Source organism: Streptococcus sanguinis (assembly GCF_013343115.1).
GTDB classification, from domain to species: Bacteria; Bacillota; Bacilli; order Lactobacillales; family Streptococcaceae; genus Streptococcus; species Streptococcus sanguinis_H.
Map to the genome: position 1 here is coordinate 1,081,237 of NZ_CP054570.1, position 21,753 is coordinate 1,102,989.

General features: G+C 43.2%; 8 protein-coding genes. 1 reads left to right on the forward strand and 7 read right to left on the reverse strand.

What is annotated here, in order from left to right; all coding sequences use genetic code 11:
- Positions 1 to 75: 75 nt before the first annotated feature.
- Entirely contained in the window at positions 76 to 3,027 is a 2,952-nt protein-coding gene (locus FOC72_RS05330; protein ID WP_002895675.1) for a CocE/NonD family hydrolase, read from the reverse strand.
- A gap of 179 nt (positions 3,028 to 3,206) precedes the next feature.
- On the opposite strand from FOC72_RS05330, the gene FOC72_RS05335 reads away from it, so the two are divergent.
- Entirely contained in the window at positions 3,207 to 4,673 is a 1,467-nt protein-coding gene (locus tag FOC72_RS05335) for an alpha-amylase (RefSeq protein ID WP_002895677.1), read from the forward strand.
- Between the two features lie 45 nt (positions 4,674 to 4,718).
- On the opposite strand, the gene FOC72_RS05340 is transcribed toward FOC72_RS05335, so the two are convergent.
- The 6 genes from FOC72_RS05340 to FOC72_RS05365 form a co-directional block, all read right to left on the reverse strand.
- A complete protein-coding gene (locus FOC72_RS05340) occupies positions 4,719 to 7,604 on the reverse strand; it encodes a MucBP domain-containing protein (RefSeq protein WP_002895679.1) in 2,886 nt (961 codons plus the stop codon).
- A 12-nt stretch (positions 7,605 to 7,616) separates the two neighbouring features.
- Complete coding sequence (locus FOC72_RS05345; protein ID WP_002895680.1) at positions 7,617 to 8,732, reverse strand: glycosyltransferase; 1,116 nt, start codon at positions 8,730 to 8,732, stop codon at positions 7,617 to 7,619.
- A gap of 97 nt (positions 8,733 to 8,829) precedes the next feature.
- On the reverse strand, positions 8,830 to 9,867 hold the full coding sequence (locus FOC72_RS05350) for a M42 family metallopeptidase (RefSeq protein ID WP_002895682.1): 1,038 nt from the start codon (positions 9,865 to 9,867) through the stop codon (positions 8,830 to 8,832).
- Between the two features lie 140 nt (positions 9,868 to 10,007).
- A complete protein-coding gene (locus tag FOC72_RS05355; protein ID WP_002895683.1) occupies positions 10,008 to 10,454 on the reverse strand; it encodes a hypothetical protein in 447 nt (148 codons plus the stop codon).
- A 237-nt stretch (positions 10,455 to 10,691) separates the two neighbouring features.
- Positions 10,692 to 13,109 carry a Spy0128 family protein gene (locus tag FOC72_RS05360; RefSeq protein WP_002895684.1) on the reverse strand — a complete coding sequence of 806 codons (2,418 nt, stop codon included), beginning with the start codon at positions 13,107 to 13,109 and terminating at the stop codon, positions 10,692 to 10,694.
- A gap of 388 nt (positions 13,110 to 13,497) precedes the next feature.
- Positions 13,498 to 21,651 (reverse strand): SIALI-17 repeat-containing surface protein, encoded by an 8,154-nt coding sequence (locus FOC72_RS05365; protein WP_002895685.1) that lies wholly within the window; start codon positions 21,649 to 21,651, stop codon positions 13,498 to 13,500.
- Between the last annotated feature and the right edge of the window lie 102 nt (positions 21,652 to 21,753).

A 21,753-nucleotide genomic window follows, 5' to 3' on the forward strand; every position in this document is an offset into this window, starting at 1 on the left:
TGCTACAAGATAAAGCAAAAAGCAACTGAACTTCATCTAACTATGAAATTCTAGCTGCTTTTTTAAATAGAACCACTAAGGTTGTTTGTGTTTCTTTGCTAAACTAGATAAGCCTAGTGTGCTGATTAGCAGAGCAAGACCAAAATGCAGGATTCCCTTATCTGAATTGCTGCCAGTTTCAGGTAAGGCAGTTGGAGCTTGCTGCTTGCTTATCTTCTGAACTTTTCCTACTGCCTGTTCATAATGTTCTGCATAGTGAACCACCACCTGAACTGATGGAGCCTCTCTACTTTCCACGTTATCTAAGATATACTCAGGAACTTCTAAAATTGCTGGTGCGACTAATTTCGCACCAATAATCTCTGGTAGAGCTGCATAAGCTGTATCAAGAGCATTCGGTATATAGTTTGCCTTTTGCAGGCGACTAGCTTCCAAAGTAGGTATTAGGGCACTGATGGAGTCCGTCTTGAAAGTCACTTCATATTGACGATCAATTTTGAGGTCGCTTGGGTCGTATGTGTTGAAAACCAGAGCCAGCTTATGGCCTTTTTTCACCGTATAGAGATTAGGCTGCAAATAGACTGTATAGTCGTGGAACTGGCCAATCTGAGGCTCAATACTATTTTGCGAGCTAGACGGTGCATAGCCCGATTCTGGATTAGCCAGATCGACCCATCCTTTGGCAATGACTTTGTATTTAGTTTTGACAGTCGCAAAATTTTTGATATCCATATTGCTGAGATTGCTGCCCATCCAAAAGCCGTTTTTCTGACTTTCATCGCTGGCTGCACCGTTTCCAACCACATCAAACTCTTGGTCTGATACATCTACTAGGAGGGCATTGACTTGCAGATTACTGCCGCCCCCCTTGGCAAGAGCCGCCTTGAAATGGACTGGGATATGTCCTTTAATGGTCATATCCTCTTTGACATCTGTCATAAAGGTCAAATTAGCTTTAGAAGAAGCTTTGCTAACCGCTTCATCACGCTTGCTAGTATCAATTCCCGCTCCCGCGTAGTCACTAGAAATCGTTTCTTCTAAGCGCTTGGACTGAGCTGTCAGAATCAAGCGATTACTGCTTTTCCAGTTATCATAACTGGTCCATTTATTTGGATCATAGTTATTTTGCGCCAAAACAGCAGGAAGTTTGCTGACATCATTTTCTACACCATAAAGGTAATGAGAGAACCAGGTATTGAGTAAGTCATAAAAATCTTGCTTGTTAGCTGTAATACCAAAGCCTCTAGATACGGCAGCTGGATTGATATGATTTCCTTGGTGAAGATAAAGTTTCACATCTTGGCTGGCTTTTTTTAGCGCATCATACATGAGCTCAAAGTGCTTGGTTTTGACATTGTCATCATTCAAACCATGAACTAGCAGAGCACTGGTTTTTATCTTTTCTGGATGCAGTGTATAATCCCGCTCCTGCCATACCGGACTATAGTTACGGCCGTGCGCATTCTGGTCCTTATTTAACTGATTAATGTAGTCAGCATACTTGTTACCAATAGCAGCCCAATCTTTTTGATCCAGCAAGCGTGTAGCGACATAGAGAGAAAGCCAAGATAAATCACTGTAAGGCGGATTGGTGTAAGCCGACCCCTGACTATTGAAATAATCATACCAGCTGGCAATTCCAGCAGCTGGAACAATGGTTTTCAAGCCTTCAACACCAGTCGTGGCCACACCGAAAGTTGTCGTACCAGCCCAAGACAGACCAGTCATACCGACCTTTCCATTAGCCCAGTCGGCCTTGATTTCGATATTATTAGTCCTATCTGTGTAGGCCGTTCGTTTACCATTAATCCATTCGACAATATTTTTAAATGCTTCAATTTCTAAATCAGAGCCGGTTGTATTAAAACCTTCAGAACCTTTGGTTCCTAGACCAGCGCTAGAAACAAAAGCATAGCCTCGGACGAGGAAATAATCATACCAGTTCAAGTTTTCATAGTCATAAATCCCCTCATAAGGACTGTAATAATACCAATCCGATGACATTGCTCTTTTTGCCGCCTCAATACTGCTCATGCTAGAAACTGGCTGGCGCTTAGCTGGCTGATTGCGGAGGCTATTCATGTCATAAGAGCCGTTTGTCGGCAGATTGAGACTTTCCAGCGTCACATGATCTTCGTCTAAAGTTCCAGCGACATAGGGACGAGCTTCCAAGATTGTCGCAGCCTTATAATCACCCTTAGCAGCTGCTTTAGGAAGCTGCACAATAGCCTTGACCAAATCTCGCTTACCGTCACCATCCGTATCGTAGTCAGTCTCTACATAGACAGGGAAACGAACAATCTCACTGCCTTCATAAGTATACTCCTCATATCTATCTTCACCACTACTATATGGAAAAATTGGCTGTGAACGACCATTCAAAAAGAGGGGCACTTTCTTTTCAGAGCGATAAGCATCATGCAGTCGCTTGGCAACCGAATACATAGATTGCAGATTGGCTCCCTGGACACTGGCTGTCAAATCAGCTTCTTTTTCAATCATCCCCAGACTCTTTGCAAGATTTGCTCTGTCCTCTGCACTGCTGCCCAACTGAGAATCACTGACTGCTGCCCATTTGAGCAATTCATCTACAGCCTCTTGCAGGGTTATTTCCTTATCAGCGAGGGAAGGGTTTGAAAGGCCGCCAGTATAGGCAGACAAATCTTGGCCTTTCACAGCAGTTGAGCCAGCGGAAGGCGCTGAGCTGACATCTTTAGCCAGAGCCAGAAGCTCCTGCTCCTGCGCTTGGCTAAGGCTAGGTGCTGCTTCATCAGGCACAAGTGGTGCCTTTTCTTGCTTTTCCGAAACCGGTTCTTCTAAAGAAGTCTGACTTGCAGTTTCTACTGCCGTTGATTGTTGATCCTGAGAGCCAGTTTCAGAAGCCTTTGCAACTGTTTCTGTCTTGAGATTGTCCGTGCGCTCGCTACTAGCTTGAGTCGCCTCATCCGCCTGAACAGCTTGCGCCAATACCAAAGGTGCAAGTAACAAACTTGGTAAGAGTAATGTAACTAGTCTTTTCTTTCTCATAAAGACACCTTTCCTTAGATAAAATCTTTTATAATAAGCCCATTATACTATGTAAGCGCTTTTATTTCAATCTATTCTATCTTTTATCTATGGAAATGTCAAAATATCTATAGAAGCAGAAAGACGCAAACGTTTGCGCCTTTCTGCTTCTTTTGGTACAATAAAGCCAATCAGTGAGAATGAAGAGGAGAATTTATATGGAAAACCAAACCTTAATGCAGTATTTTGAATGGTATCTGCCAGATGACGGTCAGCATTGGAATCGCTTGGCAGAAGACGCACCTAACTTAGCAGCGAAAGGAATTCGCAAGGTCTGGATGCCGCCGGCTTTCAAGGGAACCAGCTCTAATGATGTCGGATATGGCGTATATGACCTCTTTGATTTAGGAGAGTTTGACCAAAAAGGAACCGTACGCTCCAAGTATGGATTGAAAGAAGAATACCTCCGAGCAATTGAGGTGCTTGGACAGAACGGCATCGAAGCGATTGCGGATGTTGTCCTCAATCACAAGGCCGCAGCTGACTATAAAGAGCGCTTTACCGTTGTTGAAGTTGATCCTAACGACCGCACAAAGATCTTGTCAGAACCTTTCGAGATCAAAGGCTGGACTAAGTTTGTCTTCCCAGGCCGCAAAAAAGCCTATAATGACTTCGAATGGCACTGGTACCACTTCACCGGTACTGACTATGATGCCAAAAACAACAAGTCAGGCATTTTTCTCATCCAAGGGGACAATAAAGGTTGGGCAGATGATGAGCTAGTGGACAACGAGAATGGCAACTACGACTATCTCATGTATGCGGATATTGATTTCAAGCACCCCGAAGTCATCCAAAATCTCTACGACTGGGCTCATTGGTTTATTGAAAGCACTGGTGTACATGGCTTTCGCTTAGATGCTGTTAAGCATATTGATTCCTTCTTTATGAAGAATTTCATCCGAGATATTACTGAAAAATACGGCGATGATTTCTATGTCTTTGGGGAATTTTGGAATAGTGACGAGACAGCTAATAACGATTATCTAGAAAATATTGACTATCGCTTTGACCTAGTCGATGTCAAGCTCCATCAGAATTTATTTGATGCCAGCAAATCTGGAGCAGACTATGACCTGCGAACTATTTTTGATCAAACACTTGCAAAAAATCATCCCGAATCGGCTGTAACCTTTGTGGACAATCACGATACCCAGAGAGGTCAGGCTTTGGAGTCTACTATCGAAGAATGGTTCAAACCAGCCGCCTATGCTCTTATACTTCTAAGAGAAGCCGGATTGCCCTGCGTCTTTTATGGAGACTACTATGGCATTAGCGGAGAATTTGCACAAGAGAGCTTTCAAGAGATACTGGATAAACTCCTAGACATCCGTCTCAATCTGGCTTATGGTGAGCAAACCGACTACTTCGACGATGCCAACTGTATCGGCTGGACTCGTCAAGGTAAGCACGATGGTCAGCCAATCGCTGTCCTTATCAGCAATGCTCAAGCCGCTAGCAAATCCATGCTAATCGGTCTAGAATGGGCTGGCAGAGAATTCAGCGATTATCTAGGCAACAGCTCTCAAATCGTAACTATTGACGACCAAGGCTGGGGAGAATTTCCTGTGGAGGAAAAATCAGTCAGTGTTTGGAGTGCTAGATAAGTCACAGAAAACATATGGAAAAAGAAAAATAAGACCGAATTGGCCTTATTTTTTTCTTCTTTCTTTCTTGGAATGTAGTAAGCCAAAGGAAGCCAAAAGGCTAACGACTGCTTCTCCCAAGAATGATGAAGGTGCACTACCTGTATTTGGTAATGTGTGTTTGGACACTCGAGACAGAACCGGACTAGTCTCAGAGTTTTCAACCCTTGCAGGACTCTTCTGCTCAGATGTTTCTGTCCCCAAAGCTGTCTGAATGTGCGTTTTTGGCTTGTAAACATAAGTACGAACGCCATTGGCATCTGACACTGAAACAAAACCATACTCCTCAATAGTCTTAGCATCAAGCAAACCGAATTCAGCTGCTGCTAAAGGTCTTCCTTCTACATCTACAAAGCGAGTGATTTCGATAGATGGCTTGTCCTCAACCGGAGCATCTTTCGGTACTTCGTGCACACTGACGCGATAGACATGAGTGCGAACACCGTCCTCGTCGCTGCTGGATTGGAAGTCATAACCAGCGATGGTCTTAGACGCCACCAAACCACGCTCTGGGGCTGATAACTCTTGACCTGTTTCATCTACAAAGCGAGTCATCGACATGACTGGGCGCTCTTCACTTGGAGCGTCTGACGGCACTTCATGCACACTAGCACGATAGACATGCGTGCGAATGCTATCCTCATCACTGCTGGACTGGTAATCATAACCAGCGATACTTTTAGAAGCTACTAAACCGCGCTCTGGGGCTGATAATTCTTGACCTGATTCATCTACAAAACGACTCATTTCCATGACTGGGCGCTCTTCACTTGGTGCATCTGTTGGTACTTCGTGCACACTAGCACGATAGACATGCGTACGAATGCCGTCCTCATCACTGCTGGATTGGAAATCATAGCCGGCAATAGTCTTAGACGCTACCAAACCGTGCTCAGAGTCTGACAGCTCTTGACCTGATTCATCTACAAAGCGGGTTATTTCTAAAACTTGTTTCTCTTCACTTGGAGCGTCTGACGGTAATTCATGCACACTGGCGCGATAGACATGCGTGCGAATGCCGTCCTTATCACTGCTAGACTGGAAGTCATAGCCAGCGATAGTCTTAGAAGCTACTAAACCGCGCTCTGGATCTGATAGCTCTTGACCCGATTCATCTACAAAGCGGGTCATTTCCATGATGGGCTTGTCTTCACTTGGTGCATCATTTGGAAGCTGGAACTGGCTGAGTTCATACTCATAGACGATTTCTTTGGTTCTTCCTGCTTCATACTCTCCCGATTCAGCATCATAGGCAGTTAGCCGAGATTTATAAGTATAGAGCTTGTTATTATAGGAAATTAGAGGTTTAGGACTGACTGTGTATCTAGTCTTACCCGGCTTCTCATCCGTAATAGGGTTAGCAATAGAATGCCCCTGCTCGTCTTGGTAGCGGACAAGAACCTTGCCCGGTCCGATCTCTCTCTCATTAACCTTCTTAACATCTGAAAGTTTAAAGACGAAACCTTCAGCTTTGACCGTTCTGAAAAGTTTGTCTAGCTCTCCTTGATCAGTTTTATAACCACCTGTTGTCTCTCCACCACCAAGGATAGTATCTTCTATAAACTTGAAGCCACCATCTGGTGTTTCAGCAATATTAGGAACTCCTGCGATATCAATCGTATAGTCTCGATCAAGATAATAGCGGGTCTTATCATTAGGTTTCATAAGATATAGTCTATAGTGGAAGGTCTTGATATTATCCTTACCAAACCAAGGTCTCTCTAGAGAAGGATTTTTACCCAGCCAATCAATATGTACCCAAGGCTTTTCAACTAGATTATATTTTGTCAAAATATTCTTAACAATATCATATGTTTCAGGATTTTTCCATTCTAAAGACGCAAATCCTACAGGATATCGAGAGTTATAATCAAAAGATTGAAAACGAAGTTTATACGTATCATTTTCTCTTGAATCTATTAAGAATAAGAATTTTTTTCCTGGAAAATTACCATAAACATCTTCAACTTCCTTTCCATTGATAAACAGTTTTTGAAAGAAAGGGTTCATATAATAAATATTATCCTCAGCGACTGCTTGAATTTGAAAGAATGCAGGGCTGGTGAGGATAATCTCCTTAATCTCTTTCATAGATAATACTCTATTATCTGACTCAGGTAAATACTTTCTAGAAAATGCCTCTTCAAATGTTAAACCTGAGTAACCCCATAGTCTCATCTCCAAAAATCTCTTTGTAGGAAAGGTTCCCTCGTCAGTCAAATCCAACTCAGAACGCGGAATGATGGCTTTTGGTATCTTAGCAACTTCTTCAGGTGTTGGATTTGGATTGAATATAGACTCCCACTTATTCAAAAAGAAGAGTGCTGTATTATTTTGAATAAATGAATCCCAACTAGATACTCTTTTTGATGGAACTTGTCTAAAATCCTCATCTTTGACTAGATTTAAATTTTCAACTTCCTTTAAGTTAATGTATTTAAAGACACCATCCATCTTACGGATCGCATAAGCATGATCATACTTTTTAGCTGCTTCTTCTATTTGCTCCACCGACTGTATCTCTGGCATGACAGATGTCATGGTTGCAGCCTTAGTTATTTCATAGCTCTCTTCCTGAGTATGATAGTCATAAAATTCTTGAGCTAACTGTTTGATTTCAGGCGTGACTTGGGCTGCTCCCTTCTCTCCTTCTTCTGAGATAGTCAGACCAGAAGGTCCCTCTGCTGGTGTATTTTTGATTGTCCCATCATTTGGCAATTCTTGATTGACAGGAGGAGTCGCTTGGTTATTTTGGACTTGATTCCCCTCTGTTTCACTACTTACCTCCTCAGCCTGCACAGTCACTGCCATTGTCCCAGCAAGCAGTAAAGACAGAGGAATTGGGACTAATTTCATTCCCAGTTCTACTTTTTTCCCTAAAGTCTTTTTCATATTATTCTTCTTTTAATCTCCTATTTTTGAAATTTTAAAAACTTTTTCCCATAGATTGACTAGTAATTCTTTGTTATAACGATAGGCAAGTTCTTTGGATTTTTCCGAAAATCCCCTCCATTCTTTTTCTCCAAATTGGCTAAATTGCTCCAGATAGGCAATATATTGATTAGCGTCATTTTGCGGTATCAGCCAGCCATTCTCTCCATGCTTAATATAAGCTCGATTGGCATAACGCACATCCAGACCTATCAGAGGCAAGCCATTGACCAGAGACTCATAGAGCGATGTCGCAAAGGCTTCCGATAAGGAGCTGCTAATATAGGCATCATAAGCTTGATAAGGCACCTGAGAGTGATAGCCCTTAAAATGAACCATATCTTCCAAATCATTGAGCTGGACTACATCTTGTAGCATGGCCATGTCTGGACCATCTCCATAGATGTCAAGAGTAAACTGCCTATGACCTTTAAATTTCAATAAAGCCATGATTTTCAGCAATAATAGAACGTTTTTCTCCTCAGATAAACGACTGACTGTCACCAAGCGAATATCCTTTGGATCAAAGACTCTCTCTCCTGGATTTTGGAGCACTTGATCTGCATAGGTAGTTGGGATAAAGAGGGCCTTTTCCCTCATCTTTTGAGGCAGATAGGCCTCCTGACCTTCTCCAACCAAAATCAAACAGTCTAAAACATCTTGGTCAAGCCAGCCCATGACCTTTTTATTTAACTCTTGTCCGAGGGCTATCATGTGATCCTGATGAAGGACGCGCGCTACATGAAAATCTTGTACACGTCTCAAGAGAATATTTTCTGGAATATCCAAACGTTCCATCATCAGCCAGTCTTCTGGCTCAAGCTCCTCCTCAGCAAACTCCTGCAGGCTCCTACCAGCTAATTCTAAGCCCAGAAAACGAACCTTGGTTCTATCAATGCCCAAGGCTTCATAACTATCCAGCACAAGCTGTCTAGAAGAGGCATTAGCATATATATCTGTATCCGTTTCAGAAACCCACAATTCATAAGGCACTTTCATGCCTTCAAAAAGTTCAAATCGATTGCGGAGAGCTATGTCAATCCCAAACGCCCTAGAACGGATACAAGAATCCACACAAACTACTTTCATTTTCTCCCTTTTAACCTAAAGTAATTCTATATAATAATATCTCACAACTTACAATTTTATGCAAGCGTTTCAGATGATTTTTTAAAAATTTGATTGCTCACTCCACCAAGCCACTCCTTAGATAAGCATCCACCATGCGCTCTGTCGCGAAAACCGAATCGATATGGGTTCGCTCATAAGAATGGCTGGATTCGATGCCGGCACCTAACAGAGCATGCTTGACTTCTGCTCCTGCACTCATGGCTGCAGAGGCATCTGACACGTAGAATGGATAGATGTCCAGTTTGTAAGGGATGTCCTGCTCCTTAGCCAAATTTACCAAATGCTGGCGGAAGCCATAGTGATAAGGTCCTGATGCATCCTTGACACAGATAGAAACCGTATACTCATCTGTCTGCTGATCGTCACCCATTGCCCCCATATCAACCGCCAAATACTCTACCGCTTGCTCCGGCAGGCTGGAATTAGCCCCATGACCAACCTCTTCAAAGACACTGAAAGCAAAATGCGTCGTCACTGGTAGCTGAATATTTTCCTCTTTATAGATGCGCAAGAGATTGAGTAAAATAGCTGCGCTGACCTTGTCATCCAGAAAGCGGGACTTGATAAAGCCGGACTCAGTAACCGTGGTACGCGGATCAAAGGAAATAAAATCACCGACTTCGATTCCTAAATCTCGTGTTTCTTTCTCATTCGTCACCTTTTCATCCAAACGGACTTCCATATTGTCCTGAGTACGTTCAACCGTCCCAGCATCCTTATAGACATGGCAAGATGTCTGGTGAACTAAGATAGTCCCACTGATAGTCTTACCATTGCTAGACACATGGACTAGACAGTTTTCTCCTTCAATCATGTTCCAAGGGAAACCACCAATCCGATCCAGCTTGAGACGACCGTCAGACTTAATAGCCCGAACAATAGCCCCCAGTGTATCCACATGGGCAGTCACTACCCGATGCTGGGCATCATTTTCACCCTTAACCACAACATGGACGCCGCCTTTATTAGTCTGGACAGGCTCATAGCCCAATCTTTCCAGCGTTTTTATCAAATAGTCTGCCACCTCAGCCGTAAAGCCTGTTGGGGAAGGCATAGCCGTTAATTCTTGTAAATATTGAACAGTTTGATTCATGAATGTCTCCTCATCGTTTTTCTTTATTATAGCACAAAGAAAGCCTGAGCAAATAGATTTTCAGCAGGCTTTTAATGATCAAATGCAAGAAAAACTCCTCAATTACTATCGCTGTACTGCTGCTCTTTATCCTCCTGGACTTAATTCTTTTTCAACTCCCAAAAGAATAGATTGCCCAACAATCCTAAGAGAAAAAGCAAGATAGGAATGGCATAAGCTGCTAGGGGATTATAAGCTTCTCCAGCACTAATTTTCATCTGAGAGCCATATGGAGCTATCAACTGATAATAATTAAGACCGCAAAACAAAATCGAAAAGAAAAAGATAGAAAAATAAAGCCGATAGAGATGCCCTAGCAGCTGTCCTTTGAATAAATAAGTAACTTCCCCCATCAGTGTTGCAAAATTCATAACAGCAATTACAAAATAAACAATGACAACAGGAACTAAAAATAGAAAAAGGTAAAGATAACCATAAGCAACCTCCGGCTCTGGCTCAATTCCCGAATAACCGTACAGATACACCAGTAGATACAAAACTAGGGGCAAAAAAGGAATCACCCTAAACTTCTTATTTTTCATCAACATCTCCCTTTAAATAAAGAAACTTTTTATCATTTTATTATAACAAATCTTCTTTATAAAACAAGTATTCACTGAATGTCAAAATAAGGTCAGAAAATATTAGTCACCGTAAAAACAGCCATTCAAATGCCTGCTTACTTTAGAGTTTATATGTTTAAGCGTCAGTACATTATCAAGGATAGATGGTGACAAAGACAAAAAAATCATCTCAGCTAGCTGAGATGATTCGTTTAGCTAAAATTAATTAGCTTTTTTGAAACGATAGACAAGAGCTGATAAAAGAATCAGTGCAAATCCTGCTGCTATCGCAAAGATAGATGTTTCACTGCCAGTTTTCGGCAAAACTTTTTTGCCAGTTGCTGATCCACGAACATCTTTTCCATCTTTATCTGATGAATTACCTGGGGTTCCATCCGTCGAACCGACTGGTTTGTCACCAGATGATGACGGTGGTGTAGAATCTGAAGAAGATGGTGGTGGTGTTGGTCCTTGTGGACGTCTAGCTTCAAATGTCCATGTGCCTGTAAATTTGACATCTGAGCCTGCAATAGTTTTACTATCCGCGTCATATTTAAGGAATTTCCAAGTACCTCCAGTTACTTCAATAGAATCCTTAGCTGGCTGAACCGCTTGAACTGCAGTACCATCTGTGTATTCATTGGCATCGGTCGGCAACAATTCTGTTACCTCTGCTGGCAAGGCGCGATTCGGATCTTCGCTTACAAATTCATACGTTACCTTATATTTCGGTGCTGGAGTGAAATTCCATTTACCAGTAAATTTAAGGTCCTTATCCGCAACAGTCTGTGCATTCGTTTCTGCATAGCCTTCGAAAGTCCATGTGCCTTCAGTAACTGTAACACTTGTTTTAGCAGGCTGCTTAGCGTCTACATTAGTACCACTAGTGTAGCGATTAGTATCTGCTGGAAGCAAATCCGTTACTTCTTTTGGCAGGTTTGGATAGGCTGGGTTAGAGCTGAGAAACTCATAGCTGACACCATAGTCTTTATAACTGTTGGTGAATGTTGGATTGTTACCTGCGACAGCAGCTTCCAATTTAGCATTGTTTTCAGTCACTGTGACAGTCACAGTATGTTCTTTACTGTCATACGTTACTCCAGCTTCATTTCCAGCCACTTCTTTCAGCTTGTAGGTATAAGTCCCTTCTTTATCATAGTTGATTTCAGGAAACTTGATATTACCATTGGCGTCATTTGTTGCTTGAAGTTCCACGTTATTTCCGCCAACTTCAGTCAGCTTGAAAGTGTACTTACCAGCTTCAAGTGCTTTACCATCCAGAAGTTTCTTAGCGGTAATTGCTGCAGTCGCTGGCTCTAACTTGTATGTATTGGTGAAAGCATCACGGTCATAGGTAACCGCTGCTGTCTTAACGCCATTGTTATCTGTTACAGTAACAGTGACATTGATGTCTGAATTGGCATCGTTTGTCACACCTGGTAGATTGCTTGCTCGTTCACGAATGACATAGTTAAAGGTTCCCTCATTTTTGAAACGAAGTTTCTTAAAGGTTACGGCACCATCTTTGTTTGTTACCGTTTGAACAACTTTGTCGTTGTCATCCTTATTGATCAAATCAAAAGTAAATTCACCATCTGCCAAATTGCGGCCAGTCAATTCCTTTTTGACTTTGAAGATAACTTCATCCGAACGGGTACCTTCCCCGACACCATCAAGAGTTGTCAAAGGTGCAAATGGACGTGATACTAAATCTGGCATCTTTTGTCCATTAGCCGTAACGGTTACATCGTTAAAGGCTTTTTTGGTCACCTTATCAACTGGCTCTGTCAAACGTGTCCGGTAGATAACATAAATACCTCTTCCACTCAAATCCCCAGCATTAACTGTGAAATGATTGGAGTCTGTAATTGAAACGACATCGCTTGGGTTAAAGGATTTACGTGTGCCAGAAGCACCTTCCCACTCAGTAAAGTAGTAACCTGTAATCCCTGAATCTTCATCCAGCTCTTGACCTTCTGGAATAGCGTCCTCAATGACAACTTGACCAAGATTTTGGACATCACGATTGACACGGATACGCCAGTTGACGTAGTTTGGATCCTTAGAATCCTGAACACCCCACTTGGAATACCCCTGAGGTTCTTCATCAACCTTGATACGCTTCAGCCTATAGGTTCTAGCACCTGGGAAATTAACTTCTTGCTCTTGGTCATAAGGCATATTATCAGCCCAAACCACTGTGAAAGAAGATTGAATACGCTTGGTATCTGGCATTTTCGCAAAATACTCAGCATTTGTGACAGTAATGGTCGCTGTATTGGTAACAGGATCTGTCACCAACTTGGCAACAACAGTACCATCCGGTGCACTTATGTTTTCCTCCAAAGTTCGCTCAATTTTGAACTGTGATGGAACACGATAAACCATGGTATCACCATTATTTAATACTTTGCTATCTGCAAATGTATAGGTCGGAGCAATGTAAAATTTACCTTCACCGTAGCCTGTATCCTTTAAAGGATTAGTATTAATAGTGACATCTGTAGTTAGATGATAATCACTTTCACCTAACTCTGCAGCAGAAACCCTAGGACTTGAGCTTAACAAGGGAAGAAAGGTTGATACCAAAAGCAGCAAAGTCATCAGAGCATGAGACACTTTATGATAAGTTTGTTTCACCTTGAATGCGGTCCTCCTTCTTTTTATATTTTATTTTTGACAAATGCTGGCAGGCACACCATCACTTGTCTACCCCCTCATTTTCAGCCAATTCTAAATCAAGATTTATTACCAAACTAAAAATGATAGTACTCGTATATGATAAGCAAATATGACATATACATATCAATTATAACATAAAAATTATAATTTACGACCTGTAAACTATAATTTTTATTATCATTTTTCTATTCTTTGTCTACTATCGTTACAAAAAAGTCACAAAAAATTGTTTTATTCAGACTCGGATGGATTATTATTGATATATTAGAAATAAATGGCAGAAAAAATACCTAGACTTTTTTAGTCTAGATATTTTTAAATGTATTTCTGAAAAACATTTTGCCGCTTACTTATTAAAGATTGATTGTCTGAAGTCATCTGTCTCACGAAGATATGCGTTATAAATCTTCTTCTTGAGCAGGTTGACCCAGCTAGCATCAACACGGCTGGTAGCATTGGTAATGTTTCGTACATCCTCTGCTACTGCTTCGTCCATCAGCTTCTGCATCTCTTCATAAGAGCGAATAGTTACTTTCTTGGTACTGCTTGGGTTTCTGAGCTCGTACTCAATAGTGATTGGCTTGAGCTTGGTCAGCTGATCAATCCGCTCCTTATACATAGCTTTCTTGAAGGCTAGCCAAGAGTCATATTCACCCTTGAATACATTTTCCAAGACTTTCTGGTCAGTCACGAGACCAACATCTCTTCCGGACCATCCATCCCAAGTTTTCTTACCTTCATCAAAGGCTTCCTTAGAGTACTTACCAGAAACATAAGGGATAAATCCTTCATGGTAACCCTTGGCTGCTAGTAACTCATAGGCTGTACGGCGGAACATGACATCACCCGGAGCTCCATTTGGATTGCTCAAGGCTGAGTAGATTGGTGAGAAGAGGCTGAGACTGAGGTAGCCATTTCGGCCGTATTTCCCACTATCCTTATTCTCCCGACGAGTGATAACATCATTTTCAATCAGTGAGTTAAAAGTCTTCAGCTGCTTGATTTCCTCAGCAGTAAAGCTTCGCGTCTGGTTACCGGCATGGGTCTCCTTACCATACTTATCTGTAATATAGTAATTCTCCATTTTCCTGAACCACTGAAGCTTAGCATCATCACTCTGCTTCAGCATAGAGGTCCCTTCTAGGTAATCTAGGGTGTAGATCATGTCAAACATACCATGGACATAGTGCTGCAGGTCTTCTGCATTTTGAACGCGTTCCTTGAAGTTATATGTGTGTAGGCGCGTCTTAGAGTCCTTGTCCACCTTGAAGAGGGTATTGAGCGTAATAGTTGCCTCATCTGCACTTGGAGTAGACTGCAAGAGTCCGCGAGCATAAAGCTCAGCTCCCAGACCTTCGCGACGACCATTGCCCTCAAAGTAGATGCCTCCGTCAGAGTTATGGGTCATCTCATGCGTGTAGACAGAGTTACCATAGTCTTCTAACAAGCGAGCGGCATCAAAGTGGGTTACATTTCCTGTAGCATAGGCATTATAGCCCTTGCTTGGATACCACTTGCCGGCTGGTCCGAAGAACTCCTGCATAGCCAGTGATTTTTTGTCATTAGCTGGAGCCCAATATCTTTTACCATCCTTGTCAACCAATGAGAATCCATCGTAAACCAGAACAGAACGGAAGAGCTTGTCCTTGCTTTCATCGCTTAGAATCTTATACCAGAAGTCATAATGATCGCGCTGGTATTCAGCAGTTTTTCTCACTCTGTCTTCGACAAATTCAGCTAGCTCTGCATCTGTCCGAACCCTGCCATTGGCATCAAGGCGATAACGGTCATAAGCCCCCATGGAGATGGTAGACATATTGGAGATAGCATAGACGCCCTTCTCAGTCATGGTCAAGAGCGGCAGAAGCATGCCCTTGTGTTCCCAGTTATCTGCAGTAATCTTGTCATAAACGCCGACAGAATACTTGCTCTTGTCCTCGGCTCCATCCTGAAGCTGTCTAGCTTCTGGCACATCCGACTTAGCCTCAACGATATAGGCTTTTGTATTGGTCTTGAGCCATTCATTGTTGCTCTTGTCCGGAAGGAAGAGCTGACGATAACCTTCTAGATAGTTAAAGAGTCCACGCTTACCAGTCGCTTCAGAAAGCGAGGCATCATAAGCCATATAGTTGTTCTTAGCTTTAAGATTGTTCATGCCTGACTTACCAAGTGAAATAATGGTATCTAAGGTTGAAGCATTATGATTTCCAAAGAAGTCAAACTTATAGGCCGACAAATCCTTAACATTGATATTGTCATAGTTGATATTATACCAACGGTTGAGATAAGTTAGACCCAGTAGGAAGGCTTCCTTATTGGCTGTAATCTTCTGAGCTACATAGTCAGCCACGACATCGCCTTCAGTATTGATGGACTTATCCATAGCCAGAACTTTGCGCAACTCTTCTGACAGCTTGGTCTTGACTTGGTCAAAGGCTGTATCCAGATAGAGATCATCCAGAGAAGTGTCAGCATTCACGCCTAAAACAGTTCGCATAGCGGGGGAGTCAAGGACAACCTTGTTCAACTCTGGCAGCACTTGATTGAGAACCCTGCTGTAGTCTGATAGGAAAGCTTCTGGCGTATAAAGGAGGTCTAAGCCGTTTACACTGTACTCTGCAATTGCCTTATATTTGAAATCTCCCTTATAGGTCAGATCCAGGTAGTCAACCGTATTATCCTCAAAGTGCAGCATCAGACGGTTAATCCCAGTCTTGTTGCTATTGATATCAGTGATAATCTGGTCGCCTTTCATCGGAACAACGTCCAGCAAGTACTCTGTATTGAGCTTGTGATTATCTGGAAGTTTATTTCCATAGGCAACGATGGTCTCCTTATTGTAGAATGGAAGGAGCTTTTCCATGTTAGCATAAGCTATCAGACGATCTTCTCGGGCATTCTTTTCCTGAGCATAGTTGACAGAATAAATATTGAGATTCGTGTCTTCTAGAGTGGTCGTAATGTCTAAGCTAGTTAGCTTCTCTTCTGCCTCGTTCAGAGTCAGTGTTGAAGTGACAAACTTGTCATTTTCCAGCGTTTTATTTCCTTCAACGGCATAAGCTTCTGTGATACGGTTATTCTCATATCCCTGATCGCCAGAAATACTGTAAACATTTGTACCGCTGACATTGCTGATGACATTATCAATTAAGCCATTGAAGTAATTGGAACCAACTACGCCACCAATCTGACCGTTTTTAGTAGAGTTTTGAATCTTACCAGCTACATAAGAGCGGCTGATGCGGGCATTGTTTTCTAAACGGCCGACTAAACCGCCAAAGCGTTGGTTGTTGGCTCTAGCACCTGCTAGAATGGTCACATCTGCCCTGCTCTGGCTAATCAAGGAGTTTCCTCCCTTAAGATTAGCAACCAAACCACCGACATTGTATTCCTTGCCCTGCTTATCATTTGACACGATAGTTCCAGTAAAGGAGCTATTGGTAATTTGGGTATTGTTAGCAATAACTACCAAACCTGCTACCTGTGAAGCATTTTCTTTTACTTCTACTCTACCTTGGACTGAAACATCTGTGATTCGAGCATTTTCTGCATTGCGAGCTAGGGCAGCTGAGTCGTAAGTACCGACAATATTGACCTCTTTCAAATCCAGATTAGAAATAGAGGAACCACTCTTGAGGTTTTCAAATAAAGGCTTGGCTAGATTATAAATAGCGTACTGCTTGCCATTATGGTTACCTGTCAGACTGCCTGTGAAGTTCCCTTTGAGGTAGACATAGTCCGCAGGTGCCAGACTAACTTCGCTAGCATCCAAATCTGCTCCCAGAACATAGTTGCCAGCCATATTTTGCTTCATAGCGTCTACCAAACCAGCAAAGCTGGTGTAGACATTTTGCTGGCTAGGGACTGCCTTACTGATATAGAAATCATAGCCAGACTTATAGCCTGCCTCACCTTCTTGTACCAGCTCAGGCAGAGAGACTGTCACCTTATAGACATCCCTGCCATCCTTATGACTTTCCGCTATGCTGTGAACTGGCAGGAGCATTTCCTTAGATTCACTTGATTTGACTTTGACGAAGTAGTTTGACAGATCCGTAGGCATAGAGTTCATGGACACGACGCGCTTAAACTGGTCGTTTTCTTTTCTGTAAAACTCTGCCGAATCAATATCTCGGAAGGCAATCTTCTTGTATTCCAATTCAAAATTGCGGCTGTCCGTTTCAAGGCCTGTGAAGCTGCCATTATCCAGTTCATAAGTCAGCTTGGTTTTCAGGCTATAGCCTGTGTAGTAGTCTAAGTCGCCAATCTTCAGACTTCCTGCGAAATTGGTAATCGGAAGAGTGCGGACAAGCTGATCACCCTGGTACAATTCTGCAGTTGCTGAACGGAAGGACTGGGTCTGGTCTTCTAATCTATATTGGACTGTAACCGACTTATCGTCCGCATTTTCTGTCAGACTTAGAATGGAAACCGTAGGCTTGACTTTAGGCACTCCATTTAGAGCTTCTTTGGCTGCTGTCAGACTAGCAAAAGCTTGGTTAACCTGCACTTGTGTAGCAGTTTGATTATTCAGAACTCCTTCTGCCTTTGTCAATTCGTCAGTATAAGCTGTCTGCTTATCTGAATCCGCATTTTTATATTTAGCAGTTGTTTTAACAGTTGGATTTAAATCGTACTCGTTTTGAAGAGCCGTTTTGACAACCTCAAGACCGCTTAACTGAGCCTTGGCTTGATTGATTTGTCCCACCAGTTGGTTGACTTCTGCTTGGCTAGCATGTGATTGGTTCAGGAGTGCTTGACCTGCTGTCAAAGCAGTATCATAGCTAGATTGATGACTCAGACTATCATTGAAATAACGTGCCTGAGCTTTAATCTGATCCGCTTCTGCTAATAGATTATGCAGTGGAATTAAATCGAACTCTTCTAAAACCTCTGCTTTTGGCGCATCGTTCGGTACCATATGCGGCTTAGCTGTACCAACTTTAACAACTTGCGTTACTGGAGCTAGAGTTTCCTCATTCGAAAGCTCTTGGCGGTCGATTTCTTGGCCGTTAGAGCTGTAGACACGAGTCTTGATGGTGCGCTCGCCCTGAACGCCAGGAGTCGCAATCTGACGGACATCACGAACAAGTTCGTCTGTCTCTTCTTCACGAATGGTGAAGTTAATTTTCTCCACTCGGGTTTCGTCCGTGTAAGTCAACGGATATTCTGGCAGAGCTTCTACTTTCGGAGCTTCACTTGGTACCATGGTTGGCTTAGCCGTACCAACTTTGACAACTTGCGTTACCGGAGCCAAGGTTTCTTCATTGGATAGCTCTTGACGATCAATTTCTTGACCGTTAGAGCTGTAGACGCGGGTCTTGATGGTTCGCTCGCCTTGCACACCCGGAGCGGCAATTTGACGGGCATCACGAACCAATTCGTCCGTTTCTTCTTCACGAATTGTGAAGTTGATTTTCTCTACACGCGTTTCGTCCGTGTAAGTCAGTGGATACTCCGGCAAAGCATCTGCTTTTGGTGCATCACCTGGTACCATGTTCGGCTTAGCGGTACCAACTTTAACAATTTGTGTTACTGGAGCTAGAGTCTCATCGTTGGACAGCTCTTGACGATCAATTTCCTGACCGTTGGAACTGTAGACACGGGTCTTGATGGTTCGTTCACCCTGGACACCCGGTGTTGCGATTTGACGAGCATCTCGTACAAGCTCGTCCGTCTCTTCTTCACGAATGGTGAAGTTGATTTTTTCTACACGAGTTTCGTCGGTGTATGTCAGCGGGTACTCTGGTAAAGTATCTACTTTTGGTGCATTACCTGGTACCATGTGCGGGTTAGCCGTGCCAACTTTGACGACTTGCGTTACTGGAGCCAATGTTTCCTCGTTAGAAAGCTCTTGGCGTTCGATTTCTTGACCGTTAGAACTGTAGACACGGGTCTTAATCGTACGCTCACCTTGCACTCCCGGAGTTGCGATTTGACGGGCATCCTGTGGCAACTCATCGGTATATTGTTCCTCGATGTTGAAAGCAACTTTCTCTACTCGGGTTTCGTCCGTATAAGTCAGAGGATACTCTGGAAGAACTTCTGCTTTTGGCGCAGCGTTTGGGACCATGGTTGGCTTAGCCGTGCCAACTTTGACAACTTGCGTTACTGGAGCGAGAGTTTCCTCATTCGAAAGCTCTTGCCGGTCAATTTCTTGACCGTTAGAGCTGTAGACGCGGATCTTGATGGTACGCTCGCCCTGAACACCCGGTGTTGCGATTTGACGAGCATCACGAACCAGCTCATCTGTATCTTCCTCACGAATTGTGAAGTTAATTTTTTCAACTCTAGTTTCGTCCGTGTATGTTAATGGATACTCTGGCAAAGCGTCTGCTTTTGGTGCATCGCCTGGTACCATATTTGGCTTAGCCGTACCAACTTTGACAATTTGTGTTACTGGCGCTAGAGTCTCTTCATTAGATAGTTCTTGACGATCAATTTCCTGACCGTTGGAACTGTAGACACGGGTCTTGATTGTTCGCTCACCTTGCACACCTGGAGTTGTGATTTGACGGGCATCTCGAACAAGTTCGTCCGTTTCCTCTTCACGAATAATATAGTTGATTTTCTCTACGCGCGTTTCGTCCGTGTAAGTTAGCGGGTATTCTGATAGCTCTTCTACCTTTGGTGCATCAGCCGGAATCAGACTTGACTTACTTGTACCGACCTTAATAATTTGAGTGACTGCTGCAAGAATTTCTTCATCCGATAAAACTTGGCGATCAACCTCTTGGCCATTCGAGGTATAGATACGAGTGGTAATAGCCCGCTCACCCTGTACTCCTGGTGTGACAATTTGGCGGCTGCCTTCTGGAATCTCATCAGTATACTGTTCTTCGACAGAAAAATCTATCTTTTCTCTTCTTGTTTCATCCGTCGCAGTCAGCTCTAATTCTGGGGGTTGATGCACGGGTGCTTCATCTGGTGCGGTACCATAAGTTGTTAGTTCCGGAACTTCTTGTACTGGCGCGGTGTCTGGTGCTGTGCCATAAGTCGTTAGCTCCGGAATCTCTTGAACTGGCGCTGTATCTGGTGCAATGCCATACGTCGTTAATTCTGGAACTTCTTGAACCGGTGTAGTGTCTGGTGCTGTGCCATAAGACGTCAATTCTGGGACTTCTTGAACCGGTGCGGTATCGGGCGCAGTGCCATAAGTGGTTAGTTCCGGAACTTCTTGCACGGGAGCAGTGTCTGGTACCGTGCCATAAGTCGTTAGCTCTGGCACTTCCTGAACCGGTGCGGTATCGGGCGTTGTGCCATAAGTCGTCAATTCTGGGATTTCTTGTACTGGTGCAGTATCTGGTGCGGTACCATAAGTTGTTAGCTCAGGCACTTCTTGAACCGGTGCAGTATCTGATGCAGTTCCATAGCTGGTGAGCTCTGGAATTTCTTGCACTGGCGCTTCTTTTGGAACAGATTTGACTGCGGCAGTTCCGACCAACACAATTTCCGAAACTGGCTCTGCAGTTACCTGGTCTGAAATCACTTCGCTTTTTACAATTTCTTTACCAGCAATATAATTGCGAGTGACGACAGTACGTGTACCAGCGACACCTGCGCGAATGACCTGAGATTGCCCCTCTGCGAGTTCATTTGAATATTGGTATTCTGTTTGATAAGGCAGGACTTGGGTCTGGCTGCTTTCTTGGCTCTCGAATTCCAGTTCTGGTACTTCAGTGACTGGAGAAAACCGAGCAAATTCGCGTTCTTTGGCAGCAATAATCTCTTTTTCTTGCTCGGTCAGTTTCTCTGTTTCAGTAGATACAGGCTTGTTGGCAGTACCCGGATTCCCAGAAAGGCTAGCAGATTTGCCCGCCTGTTGATCGACTTCGACAGCTGACAAGTCCTTCTGTGCCGTAGGAAGCTGATGACTTCCTGTTGCGTTCTCCTTGCCCTGTTCACCGCTTTTCAGATAGCCAACATACTCAAAACCAGCAATCTCTAAAGGTTCCGGCAGTTTATCTCCCACCGTCAAATTCAGCCTTTGATTGTAGGCGGCTAATTCAATATTGGTCACCGCAAATACAGAAGGAGCTAGGAGAATAGAGCCTAGACCTGTCACCAGCAAAATAGAAGACAGGTACCGCTTACCATTTCGACCTCGTGCAATTACTAAGACTGCTAAGGTCAACCCAGCAGCTGCAAATGTCGCTTCCCACAGACTTGAGTAGCCCGTCTTTGGCAAACTTTTTGCCGAAAGGCCCTGGGTCTTAGGACGGTAAACCAGGTAATAAGCATCAGAGTTTTCTTCCACAAACTTTGGAAGCTCCTTAACAACTGCATTCTTCTCAGCTTCAGTCAGTTCAGACTCTACTACGTAGTGATACTGAACTGGAACGGTTTTGCCGGCTGAGACTTCTGCGGCCTCAACCGTGCTTATATTTCCCCCTATGGCGGTACTCAAAAAGAAGCTTCCGATAGTGGCGGAAACCAATCCTACTGATAACTTTCTAAAAGAATAACGCTGGAGCGTATCGCCAGTGATTCTTTTTTCCATAATAATTCCCTTTTCTTCATATAATAATCTCTTAAAATTTTACAGAATTTCCTACAAAAATTCAATGCTTTTGCTTAAAAATATATCTTTGAAGGCTGAAAT

What these genes read in the sequence shown, in the direction of transcription:
- FOC72_RS05340 (WP_002895679.1), bottom strand. Translation starts at nt 7,604, where the DNA reads ATGAAAAAGACTTTAGGGAAAAAAGTAGAACTGGGAATGAAATTAGTC.
- FOC72_RS05350 (WP_002895682.1), bottom strand. Translation starts at nt 9,867, where the DNA reads ATGAATCAAACTGTTCAATATTTACAAGAATTAACGGCTATGCCTTCC.
- FOC72_RS05330 (WP_002895675.1), bottom strand. Translation starts at nt 3,027, where the DNA reads ATGAGAAAGAAAAGACTAGTTACATTACTCTTACCAAGTTTGTTACTT.
- FOC72_RS05335 (WP_002895677.1), top strand. Translation starts at nt 3,207, where the DNA reads ATGAAGAGGAGAATTTATATGGAAAACCAAACCTTAATGCAGTATTTT.
- FOC72_RS05365 (WP_002895685.1), bottom strand. Translation starts at nt 21,651, where the DNA reads ATGGAAAAAAGAATCACTGGCGATACGCTCCAGCGTTATTCTTTTAGA.
- FOC72_RS05355 (WP_002895683.1), bottom strand. Translation starts at nt 10,454, where the DNA reads ATGTTGATGAAAAATAAGAAGTTTAGGGTGATTCCTTTTTTGCCCCTA.
- FOC72_RS05345 (WP_002895680.1), bottom strand. Translation starts at nt 8,732, where the DNA reads ATGAAAGTAGTTTGTGTGGATTCTTGTATCCGTTCTAGGGCGTTTGGG.